Here is a 10,943-nt window from a genome sequence, read left to right as displayed (position 1 = left end):
GCGTTCTGTCGGCGGCCCCCGCTCACCCCTGCGTGATCGCCTCCGGTGCGCTCAGCCGGGGTGCCCCTGACGCCGGCGGCAAGGTGCCGTCGACCGGGTCGTGGTGGATCCGCTCCGGGGGGAGGTTCAGGGCGGTCAGGCCGTAGGCCGTCGCGGTGACCATCATGGGCGGACCGCTCACGTAGGCGATGCGGCCGGACCAGTCGCCGTGCCGGGCGACCGCGTCGGCCACCGAGGCGTCGGCGGCGGCGCCGGGGCCCTCGCCGATCACCGGGACGACGCGCAGCCAGGGGCAGTTCTTCTCCAGCCGGGACAGGGTGGCCGTGTCGTAGAGGTCGTCCAGGGTGCGGGCGCCGATGAACAGGTGCGCGCCGCGGCGCAGGGAGCGCCGGGACAGCTCGTCGATCAGGGCGCGGGCGGTGGCCCAGCCGGTGCCGCCGGCCACCAGCAGGACGTCCCGCGAGGGGTCGTGGTCCAGGGTCATGGTGCCCTGGGCGGGCCCGAGGCGGAGGGGGTCGCCGACGCGGGTGCGGGCCACCAGCGCGTCGCTGACCCCGCCGGGGCCGGTGCGGCGGACGTGGAACTCCAGTTCGCCGTCCTCGCGGGGCGCGCAGGCGATGGAGTACGGCCGCCAGGTGAGGGGCAGCAGCGGGCTCTGGATGCGGGTGTACTGCCCGGCCTGGTACGGAAACGGTTCCGCGGTGTGCACGCGGAGCACCGCGAGGTCGGGGCCGCGCCGTTCGTGGGCGGTCACCGTGCCGTTCCAGTACGGCGGTTCGGCCAGCGCCCCGGCCGCGCCGTCGACCATGGCCGCCACCGCGAAGCGGAGCATGCGCAGCCACGCCCGCTCCATCTCCTCGGTCCAGCGCTCGCCGGCGCTGCGGTGCAGGGCCTCGGCGAGCGCGTGCTCGAACACCTCGAAGTGCACCGGCTGGACGCCCAGTTTGCGGTGGTCGCGGCCGAGCCGGGCGCAGAATTCGGTCACCTCGCGCGGCCGGTCGAGGTGCTCGATCAGGTACCAGAAGGCGCGTTCCAGATGGACCCGCTGGAACTCCATGGAGTCGGGGAAGAGCGAGCGCAGATAGGGGTGCCGCTCGAACATGGCGTCGTAGAGGTGTCCGATGAGACCGGCGAACGGGGTGACCAGCGGCAGATGGCGGGTGATGACCTGCTGGTCGGCGGCGCCGTCGTACGGCTGCGCCCACTCCTGGTGCCCGCCGGCCCGCGGGCGGCCCGGGCCCGGGTCGGGCCGCCCGGACGGGGACAGGAGTTGCTGGCGCAGGCGCATCGCGTCCCGCCGGGCGAGGAGCGCGTGGTACTCGTCGTGCGCGTCGCTTCTGGTGGTGTTCACGGGCTGGCTCTCTCCCTGCGGTACGTCGCGCGCCGCCGTCCCGGTCCCGGCCCCCGTCGCCCGGCGGTCGTCGGCGCGCTCTTTCAGCGCCGTCTTCGCGTGGACCGTACGGCGGCCACGGTCACGGCCGCCCGCGCGACGTCCCGTCGAACGGGGCGAGCGCGCCGCCGACCGGGGCCGACGGGGGTGGACCGTGTCCTGCGGAGCCGGTGGTCCGGCCGGAAGACGCGCCAGTATTGCACCGCGGGCCGGGTGCCGTCCGGCCCTGGCCGATGGGGCCGTTCGGCCCTGTTCACCGCCCGCCACCAGCTGGTTCGCTGTGGACCACGGCACGCACCGTGGGCAGCGCGAGGGGCGGGCCGCCGCCTCCCCGCGGTGCCCGCCCCTCGATCCGGGTGACGTTTGCTCAGCCACCCAGCTCCTGGTGGCGCGCGGCCAGCCGGTCCGCGCCGTTCTCCGTCAGCGAGCCGTACAGGCGCAGCCGGGAGATGCCGCCGTCGGGGTATATGTCGATGCGGGCGTGGGTGCCGATCGCCGGTTCCGGCAGGACGAACCGGTGGTTGGTGTCGGGCTGGAGGCGGGTGCGGGGCAGGATCTCGCGCCACTCGCCGTCCTCGCCGTCGCGCACCGAGACCGACGCCCAGCCGGCGCTGTTGCCCTTGAGGTAGGCGGTGTCGATCTCCAGGGCGCGGATCTGCGACTGGGCGACGAGCCGGTAGCGGATCCAGTCGTTACCCCGGTCGCGTCGGCGCCGGGTCTCCCAGCCGTCGTCCATCTTGCGGGAGCGGCCGGGCTGGATGGTGTTGGTGGCCGGGGAGTAGAAGAGGTCGGAGGCGTCCTCGACCCGGCCGCCGTTCTCCAGGGCGACCACGTCGAAGGTGCCGAGCGCCGCCAGCCACCCGGGGTCCGGGGCGACTTCGCCGTGGACCCGCAGCCGGGCGATGCCGCCGTCGGGGTGCTGGTTGACGCGCACATGGGTGAAGCGCTGCTCGGCGGAGACGGCGAAGCCGTTCGCGGCGTGGCCGCCGACGGGCGTGCGCGGCACCAGGGTCGTCCACTTGACGTCGCCGGAGAGCAGTTCTCCGGGTGTGGGCGAGCCCGGCACCGAGGCCGCCTCGACGGAGACGGCCTGCGGGTAGTTGCCGCGGAAGTGGGCGGTGTCCACGACGATGCCGCGGATCACTCCGGGGGCGCCGAGGCGGACGAGCGCCCAGTCGTGGTCCTCGTCGGTGGGCCAGGGGTCCTGCGGGCCGGTGCCGCGCCGGCGGCGGGTCTCCCAGCCGTCCATGATCTTGCCCTTGTGGCCGAAGTGCTCGGGGTCGAACTCGGCGCGCTCGGGCACCAGCAGGTTCTCGCGCTGGGCGAAGAACTCGTCGTTGGCGGCGATGACACCGGCGCCGAGGCGCCGGTCGGCGAGGTTGGCGTGCCGGGTGAAGGGGAAGTCGGCGGTGCGGTAGTCCGCGTACGGGTCACCGCCTCCGTAGGGGTGCGCGTCGCCGGTAAAACCTGATGTCGCCGTCACGATGATCAGTGGTTCCTTTCGGGAGTCGGCCGGGCGGGTGCGGGGTGGCTCACCGGGGGCGGTCGAGCAGCGTGCCCTGCGGCGGGGTGAACTCGCCGTCGGCGTAGACGCGCCGGCCGCGCAGCCAGGTGGACTTGACGACGCCGTGCAGGGTCCTGCCGGCGTAGGCGGTGACCCGGTTGCGGTGCTGGAGGCCGGCCGGGTCGACGGTGAAGGTCTCGTCGGGCGCGAGGACCGCGAAGTCGGCGTCGCGGCCCGGGGCGATGGCGCCCTTGCGGCCGTCGAGACCCGCGAGGGCGGCGGTGCGCGCGGACATCCAGGTGACCACGTCTTCGAGGGTGTGGCCGCGCCTGCGCGCCTCGGTCCAGACGGCGGAGAGGCTGAGCTGGAGACCGGAGATGCCGCCCCAGGCGGTCGCGAAGTCGGCCGTCTTGAGGTCGGCGGTGGAGGGCGAGTGGTCGGTGACGACGCAGTCGATGGTGCCGTCGGCCAGCGCCTCCCACAGCAGGTCCTGGTTGGCCGCCTCGCGGATGGGCGGGCAGCACTTGAACTCGCTTGCCCCGTCGGGGACTTCCTCGGCGGTGAGGGTGAGGTAGTGCGGGCAGGTCTCCACGGTCATCCGGACGCCGTCGGCGCGGGCGGCGCGGATCAGCGGCAGCGCGTCGCCGGACGACAGGTGCAGCACGTGCACCCGGGCGCCGAGCCGGCGGGCCTGGGCGATCAGGGCCGCGATGGCGGTGTCCTCGGCGTCGCGCGGGCGGGAGGCGAGGAAGTCGGCGTAGCGGGGGCCGCCGTGCTGCGGGGCGGCGGCGAGGTGGTGCGGGTCCTCGGCGTGCACGATGAGCAGGCCGTCGAAGCCGGCGATCTCCGCGAGGGAGACGGCGAGTCGCTCCTGGTCGAGGTGCGGGAACTCGTCCACGCCGGACGGGGAGAGGAAGGCCTTGAAGCCGAACACGCCGGCCTCGTGCAGGGGCCGCAGGTCCTTGACGTTGTCCGGCAGGGCGCCGCCCCAGAAGCCGACGTCGATGTGCGCCTTGTCCCGGGCCACGTCGCGCTTGATCCGCAGGTGCTCGACGGTGGTGGTCGGCGGGAGGGAGTTGAGCGGCATGTCGACCAGGGTGGTGATGCCGCCGGCCGCCGCGGCCCGGGTGGCGGTCCAGAAGCCCTCCCACTCGGTGCGGCCCGGGTCGTTGACGTGCACGTGGGTGTCGATCAGGCCGGGCAGCAGCACGTGGTCGCCGACGTCCTCGACGCGCGCGCCGGCCGGGGCCTCGGCGTCGTACGGCAGTACGGCCGTGATCGTCCCGTCGGCGACGGTGACCGTGGCGGCCCGCGTCCCTTCCGGGGTGATGACGCGCGTCGAGCGCAGCACCAGTTCAGCGTCGGACACCCGAACCCCTCTCTGTACCGCCGTGTCACACCAGGGAAACAGGGATGTACAGCCATGAAACGGATTTCAACGTTCTGTTGAAGGAGTCTTCACTCCCCCTCCCACGCCGTCAAGAGGCACGCTTCCGGCGACGAGCGAGGGTCGGTCACCCTGGACGTTTCCACAAAGCGGAATTACAATTCCAGTAAGCAGAATGTAGCTACGCACAAGCGGGGAGTCAACCGTCTGCCGGGTAGGCTGCTGCCCTCCGTCCGCCCCGAAAGGAACGCGCCGTGCCGACGTCCAGCGCCAGCACCCCCGACTCCGCCAAGTCCGCCGGCGGTGGCGGGGTCCAGTCCCTCGAGCGCGCCTTCGACCTGCTGGAACGGATGGCGGACGCGGGCGGCGAAGTGGGCCTCAGCGAACTGTCCGCGACCAGCGGGCTGCCGCTGCCCACCATCCACCGGCTGATGCGCACGCTGGTGGCCTGCGGCTATGTGCGCCAGCAGCCCAACCGGCGCTACGCGCTCGGCCCCCGGCTCATCCGCCTGGGCGAGTCCGCGTCCCGGCTGCTCGGCACCTGGGCCCGGCCGTACCTGGCCCGCCTGGTGGAGGAGACCGGCGAGACGGCGAACATGGCGCTGCTGGACGGCGACGAGGTCGTGTACGTGGCCCAGGTGCCGTCCAAGCACTCGATGCGGATGTTCACCGAGGTGGGCCGGCGGGTGCTGCCGCACTCGACCGGTGTGGGCAAGGCGCTGCTGTCCGAGGTGCCGGACGACGAGGTGCGCGCACTGCTGACCCGTACGGGGATGCCCGCGGCGACGGACAAGACCATCACCACGCCGGACGAGTACCTCACCGCGCTGGCGGAGGTACGCCGGCAGGGGTACGCCGTGGACGACAACGAGCAGGAGATCGGGGTGCGGTGCCTCGCGGTGTGCGTGCCGGAGTCCCCGACGGCCGCGGCGATCTCCATCTCCGGGCCGGCCGGACGGGTCACCGACGCGGCGACGGAGAAGATCGTGCCGGTGCTGCGGCAGGTGGCCCTGGAGCTGTCCCAGGCCCTGGCGAGTTCGGGCGCGTAACGCTCCGCGCGTACGGGGGGGCGCTACCAGAGGGCGTCGGACGACCGACCGGCCGCCGCGGGTCCGTGGCGGTCGCCCGCGCGGCTCGCCGAGCCCCCGGGCGGGGAACCCTGATCCCGGTGCGCCGCCCGCCCGAACAGATCCACCGCGTCCCTGACCTCCCGTAAGGGTCCGGCCAGGGCGCTCATCGACCCGATGGCGCCGGCGACGAGCAGCAGGGAGCCGCGCAGCCGGGGTATCTCCGGCGAGCCGTCGGCGGCCATCGCCGCGAGGGCGGCCAGTTCCTCCTCGGCTATCGCCCGGTCCGGGAAGTCCGCGCGCAGCGCGGCCAGTTCGCGGCGCAGGCGGGCCACCGCCACCCGCAGTTCCGCCACCCTCGGGTCCTCGTCGCGGCCGGTCACCGGCCTCTGCCCCAAGCTCCGCAAAGCAGCCCTCCCCAGGCATGCCACGCCGTCGTGCGCGGGCCAGTAAACGCCACCGGACCTGGCTAGCGCCACAGGGCGTACCGAAATTCAGCCCAAGGACACCGGCCGGCCGGGCAGCCGTCGGGTATGCAGGACCCATGACGGACATCCAGGACCACAGGGAACGGGGCGCGGACGTGGCCGGGCTGCTGCTGGCCGCCGGTGGCGGCCGGCGGCTCGGCGGGCGGCCCAAGGCGCTGCTGGAGCACCGGGGGCGCCCGCTGGTCGAGCATGCGGTGGGGGTGCTGCGGGCGGCCGGGGCGGGGCGGATCCACGTCGTGCTGGGCGCGCGGGCGCGGGAGGTCCGCGAGCGGGCCGCGCTGGACGGCTGCGTGCTGGTGGACAACCCGGACTGGGCCGAGGGCATGGGCTCCTCGCTGCGCGCGGGGCTGGCCTCGCTCGCCCGGACGGACGCACGGGCGGCCCTGGTCTGCCTGGTCGACCAGCCGGGCATCACACCGGCGGCGGTGGCGCGGGTGCTGCGGGCGTACGAGGGCGAGGACTCGCTGGTCTCGGCGGCGTACGACGGGGTGCGCGGTCATCCGGTGCTGTTCGGCGCGGCGCACTGGGCGGGGATATCGGCGGCCGCCACCGGGGACCAGGGGGCCCGCGCCTATCTGAAGGCCCGCGCGGACGCCGTCCGGCTGGTGGAGTGCGCGGACGTGGCGGAGCCGTACGACATCGACACCGAGGCCGATCTGAGCCACCTTGAGTGAACGGGGTGGCACCGAGCGCCACCTTGCCTCGACCCTGAGATTCTCGACATCAACAGACCATTGAAGTTCCACGATGAGGAAACTAGTATCCACTGCTCAGAAGCACTCGGCCGCACAACGGGTGCGATTCGTCCTGTTCGTGCCGTTGGGCACGTGGTGCCACCGCTGAAGGAAGTGACAGCTCATGTCCGCACCAGCGCCGTCCCCGCTGGAAATCGTCGACGCCGAGCCCCTGCCCCGGCAGGAAGAGGTCCTCACGGACGCGGCGCTCGCCTTCGTGGCGGAGCTGCACCGGCGGTTCACCCCGCGCCGTGACGAACTCCTGGCCCGCCGGGCCGAGCGACGCGCCGAGATCGCCCGCACCTCCACGCTCGACTTCCTCCCGGAGACCGCCGCGATCCGCGCGGACGACTCCTGGAAGGTCGCCCCGGCCCCGGCCGCGCTGAACGACCGGCGGGTCGAGATCACCGGCCCCACCGACCGCAAGATGACCATCAACGCGCTCAACTCGGGCGCGCGGGTCTGGCTCGCCGACTTCGAAGACGCCTCGGCTCCCACCTGGGAGAACGTCGTCCTCGGCCAGCTGAACCTGATCGACGCCTACACCCGCTCCATCGACTTCACCGACCCCCGGTCCGGGAAGTCGTACGCGCTGCGGCCGGCCGACGAACTGGCGACCGTCGTCATGCGCCCGCGCGGCTGGCACCTGGACGAGCGGCACCTCACCGACGCCGACGGCCGCCCGGTCCCCGGCGCCCTCGTGGACTTCGGCCTGTACTTCTTCCACAACGCCCAGCGGCTGCTGGACCTCGGCAAGGGCCCGTACTTCTACCTGCCGAAGACGGAGTCGCACCTCGAAGCGCGGCTGTGGAACGACGTGTTCGTCTTCGCGCAGGACTATGTGGGCGTCCCGCAGGGCACCGTCCGCGCCACCGTGCTGATCGAGACCATCACGGCCGCGTACGAGATGGAGGAGATCCTCTACGAACTGCGCGACCACGCCTCCGGGTTGAACGCGGGGCGCTGGGACTACCTGTTCTCCATCGTGAAGAACTTCCGCGACGGCGGCCCCAGGTTCGTACTGCCGGACCGCAACGCCGTCACGATGACGGCCCCGTTCATGCGGGCGTACACCGAACTCCTCGTGCGCACCTGCCACAAGCGCGGCGCGCACGCGATCGGCGGCATGGCGGCCTTCATCCCCTCCCGCCGGGACGCGGAGGTCAACAAGGTCGCCTTCGAGAAGGTCCGCGCCGACAAGGACCGCGAGGCGAACGACGGTTTCGACGGCTCCTGGGTCGCCCACCCCGACCTGGTGCCGATCGCCATGGAGTCCTTCGACCGGGTCCTCGGCGACAAGCCCCACCAGAAGGACCGGCTGCGCGAGGACGTGCACGTGGAGGCCGCGGACCTGATCGCGATCGACTCGCTGGACGCGAAGCCGACGTACGCGGGGCTGGTCAACGCCGTGCAGGTGGGCATCCGTTACATCGAGGCCTGGCTGCGCGGGCTCGGCGCGGTCGCCATCTTCAACCTGATGGAGGACGCGGCCACCGCGGAGATCTCCCGCTCCCAGATCTGGCAGTGGATCAACGCGGGCGTCGAGTTCGAGAACGGCGAGAAGGCGACGCCCGAGCTGGCCCGCAAGGTCGCCGCCGAGGAACTCGACGGCATCCGCAAGGAGATCGGCGAGGAGGCCTTCCGCGCCGGGCACTGGCAGGAGGCGCACGACCTGCTGCTGAAGGTGTCCCTGGACGAGGACTACGCCGACTTCCTGACCCTGCCGGCGTACGAGCAGCTCAAGGGCTGACCCGTACGGGTGCGCCCCGGGAGGTCTCCCCCGGGGCGCACCCGTTCTGTCCCTGGGGCGCACCCGTACGTCTTCCCCTGGGGGCCGCTCCGGCGCTGGGGGTCCCCCGGCTCCGCCGCTCAGCGCAGGTGGACCGCGCCGTCGTGTTCCACGGCCGGTTTGCCGTGCAGATCGGGGACCTGTTTCAGCCAGTCCGGGCGGCCCGCCTGGGTCCGCGCCGCGCGGGCCGCCTCCTCGGCCGCCAGCTGCTCACGGCTCGGGAACTCGGTGGGCAGCCACTCGGCCGACAGCCGGACCCGGGCCAGGAGATAAGCGACATAGGCGTCCCGGACGTCGTCGGGGCCGGCGAACCCCGCATCCTCGGCCAGCCAGGCGTCCGGCACCTGGGCGACGATCGACCGCAGCAGCTCCTCGGTGACGCGCGGGGCGAGTTCCGCGTCGGCGGCGCGGACGTCGGGTCCGTAGTGGCCGAGGGCGTGGTGGCGGAAGTCGTACCGCTTGCCCGGGGTCGTGGTGTCCCAGCGGTGGTGGAAGACGAGGGCGGCGCCGTGGTCGATGAGCCACAGGCGCGGCGGCACCGTGCCGCGCGTGGGCCAGACCATCAGGTTGGAGCTGTGCACGGTGCGGTCGACGTTGACGGTCAGCGCGTCCAGCCACACGATGCGGCCCGCCTCCAGCGGGTCCACCGGGAAGGCGCGGGCGACCTCCGGGGTGAAGTCGCGGGCGCCGGGCAGGTAGTCCATGCCGAGGTTGATCCCCGCGCTCGCGCTGTGCAGGTCGCGCACCTCCTGGTGCGGCTCGGCGTCGGCGACGGCCGGGTCGAAGTGCACGAGCACCAGCTCCGGGAAGCGCAGCCCGAGCGCCCGGGCGAGTTCTCCGACGATCACCTCCGCGACCAGTGCCTTGTGTCCCTGCGCGGACGCGGTGAATTTCACGACGTACGTCCCCAGATCGTCGCCCTCGACGATCCCGGGGACCGAACCACCGGAGTGCAGGGGCTCGATGTAGCGGGTCGCGGTGACCTCTCTCAGCATTTTCCAAGGCCCCACGGCTTGTTTGCTTCACATTCCACGGCTCGCTCCAACGGCTGCAATCCAGGGCAACCAAGTGAGCATAGTAAGCGGGGCGGCTCGCGCGCATTACCGGGCCGCCGTGGGGCCCGGCCGGTCTCTTTCCGCCTGCGCCGGACGAAGGGAGCCATCGGCAGAGCAGGTCCGGGCATGAATGTCGAGCACCGCACCGAAAGCTTTCGACCATCCCACCGGAGCCCGGCCGGACCGGCCGCCGGGGTACGTGGGCGGGCCCGCGAGTGACATCCGTCACGGAGGGTCCGGCGACTAACCGGGGCGCTTAGTAGTCGGCCCGCCGATGACATATGGGATTTGTCCGGCTTGACCGCAGCGCGGGGAGCCTCTCGGAGCGTGGATCTCCCCGGGCCCGGGGCCGCCCCCTCCCCGGTTGCGGGTGCGTCGTTCTGACGGTGCGCCGGATACCGCGTGAACGTCGCGTTCGCGAAGTCAGCACTTCCGGGCCCTCCTGACAAGAGCCCACCGGGGCTACGACCCGAGGTAGTAGCGGCGCCCTTTGCGGTCCTTGTGAGGCCGTGTCGAGACTGGGCGCTCGGCGATCACCGAGCGAGGTTCTTCTATGGGCAAGCACCGTAAGACGTACTACTTCCGGCGGATGGTCATCGGCGCCGTCGCGGTCGGCGCGGTGGGCGTGCCGTCCGTCGCCCTGGCCTGTTCCGACTGGCCGCAGGGCACGGCGGACCCGACGACCACCGCCGGGGCCGCGGGCGCCTCCGCGGCCTTGGCGAACACGCCCGTGCAAACGGGCACGTCCACATCGACGGGCGCGCCCGCGCCGGCAGGCATACCCGAGCGGACGGTCATACCCCAGCAGCGGGGACACCACGTCCACCACCGGGGCGGCGCCACCGCGGCGCCCGCGTCCCGGGCCGCCGCCGCCCCGCACCCCGGGGCCGCGCGCCCGACCGTGGCCGTCCACCCGGGGAAGACGGCCGTCGCCACCGCCTCCGCGGTCGTCCCGACGCCCACCGATCCCGCCACGACCGCCCCGGCGCCCGCCGCCCCCTCCGCGTCCACGGCCACGTCCACGTCCGGTGCGCCGGGGACCGCCGACACCGCGTCCGGGGTGACCGCGCGCATCGTGCAGCTCGTCAACTCCGAGCGTGCGCAGGCGGGTTGCCAGCCCCTCACGCTCAACCCGAAGCTGACCGCGGCCGCGCAGGAGCACAGCGCGGACATGGCGGCCCACCAGAACATGTCGCACACCGGCTCCGACGGTTCCGACCCGGGGACCCGCATCACACGCGCCGGGTACGGCTGGAGCGCGTACGGCGAGAACGTCGCCTACGGCTACGCCAGTGCCGACGAGGTCATGGCGGGCTGGATGAACAGCCCCGGCCACCGGGCCAACATCCTCAACTGCGGCTTCCGGGAGATCGGCGTCGGTCTCGCGCAGCCCGGCAGCTACTGGACCCAGGACTTCGGCACCGGGCGCTGACCGCCGCCGGCGGCCGGCGGTCAGCGCCCGTCGGCCAGCGGGTTCGGCAACGGCAGGTACCGGGCGTCCGCGCCGTCCGCGCCGGTCCACCGCAGCA

At 73.1% G+C, this 10,943-nt stretch carries 8 protein-coding genes and 1 pseudogene; 4 read left to right on the top strand and 5 right to left on the bottom strand.

The features are described 5' to 3' along the window. Positions 1 to 22: 22 nt before the first annotated feature. The 3 genes from FRZ03_RS17625 to allB all read right to left on the bottom strand — a co-directional run bounded on the left by FRZ03_RS17625 (position 23) and on the right by allB (position 4,263). Positions 23 to 1,351, bottom strand: a complete 1,329-nt coding sequence (locus tag FRZ03_RS17625) for a globin domain-containing protein (RefSeq protein WP_261399207.1) — start codon at positions 1,349 to 1,351, stop codon at positions 23 to 25. Positions 1,352 to 1,757: 406 nt separating this feature from the next. Continuing rightward, entirely contained in the window at positions 1,758 to 2,873 is a 1,116-nt protein-coding gene (gene alc / locus FRZ03_RS17620; protein WP_146466110.1) for an allantoicase, read from the bottom strand. A 49-nt stretch (positions 2,874 to 2,922) separates the two neighbouring features. Next, on the bottom strand, positions 2,923 to 4,263 hold the full coding sequence (gene allB / locus FRZ03_RS17615) for an allantoinase AllB (RefSeq protein ID WP_146466109.1): 1,341 nt from the start codon (positions 4,261 to 4,263) through the stop codon (positions 2,923 to 2,925). Positions 4,264 to 4,535: 272 nt separating this feature from the next. Here allB and FRZ03_RS17610 point away from each other — a divergent pair, with 272 nt between their 5' ends. After that, entirely contained in the window at positions 4,536 to 5,330 is a 795-nt protein-coding gene (locus FRZ03_RS17610) for an IclR family transcriptional regulator (RefSeq protein ID WP_146466108.1), read from the top strand. Positions 5,331 to 5,422: 92 nt separating this feature from the next. On the opposite strand, the pseudogene FRZ03_RS17605 reads toward FRZ03_RS17610, so the two are convergent. After that, a pseudogene (locus tag FRZ03_RS17605) lies at positions 5,423 to 5,746 on the bottom strand (DUF5955 family protein); the annotation flags it as partial. 146 nt (positions 5,747 to 5,892) lie between these two features. Between FRZ03_RS17605 and FRZ03_RS17600 the strand changes: the two are divergent. Both FRZ03_RS17600 and aceB read left to right on the top strand, forming a co-directional pair. Next, a complete protein-coding gene (locus tag FRZ03_RS17600; protein WP_146466107.1) occupies positions 5,893 to 6,510 on the top strand; it encodes a nucleotidyltransferase family protein in 618 nt (205 codons plus the stop codon). A 184-nt stretch (positions 6,511 to 6,694) separates the two neighbouring features. Then, on the top strand, positions 6,695 to 8,320 hold the full coding sequence (gene aceB / locus FRZ03_RS17595; protein ID WP_146466106.1) for a malate synthase A: 1,626 nt from the start codon (positions 6,695 to 6,697) through the stop codon (positions 8,318 to 8,320). 119 nt (positions 8,321 to 8,439) lie between these two features. Here the strand turns inward: aceB and FRZ03_RS17590 are convergent, their stop codons facing one another. Then, complete coding sequence (locus FRZ03_RS17590; protein WP_146466105.1) at positions 8,440 to 9,354, bottom strand: HipA family kinase; 915 nt, start codon at positions 9,352 to 9,354, stop codon at positions 8,440 to 8,442. Positions 9,355 to 9,967: 613 nt separating this feature from the next. On the opposite strand from FRZ03_RS17590, the gene FRZ03_RS17585 reads away from it, so the two are divergent. Further along, positions 9,968 to 10,846 (top strand): CAP domain-containing protein, encoded by an 879-nt coding sequence (locus FRZ03_RS17585; RefSeq protein WP_146466104.1) that lies wholly within the window; start codon positions 9,968 to 9,970, stop codon positions 10,844 to 10,846. Positions 10,847 to 10,943 lie beyond the last annotated feature (97 nt).

It is taken from the genome of Streptomyces misionensis (genome assembly GCF_007896895.1).
In the GTDB taxonomy this organism is placed as follows: domain Bacteria; phylum Actinomycetota; class Actinomycetes; order Streptomycetales; family Streptomycetaceae; genus Streptomyces; species Streptomyces misionensis_A.
Note: the sequence above shows the minus strand (reverse complement) of the source record. Positions and strands in the feature narration are given on the sequence as shown.

What these genes read in the sequence shown, in the direction of transcription:
- FRZ03_RS17600 (WP_146466107.1), top strand. Translation starts at nt 5,893, where the DNA reads ATGACGGACATCCAGGACCACAGGGAACGGGGCGCGGACGTGGCCGGG.
- aceB (WP_146466106.1), top strand. Translation starts at nt 6,695, where the DNA reads ATGTCCGCACCAGCGCCGTCCCCGCTGGAAATCGTCGACGCCGAGCCC.
- FRZ03_RS17590 (WP_146466105.1), bottom strand. Translation starts at nt 9,354, where the DNA reads ATGCTGAGAGAGGTCACCGCGACCCGCTACATCGAGCCCCTGCACTCC.
- FRZ03_RS17585 (WP_146466104.1), top strand. Translation starts at nt 9,968, where the DNA reads ATGGGCAAGCACCGTAAGACGTACTACTTCCGGCGGATGGTCATCGGC.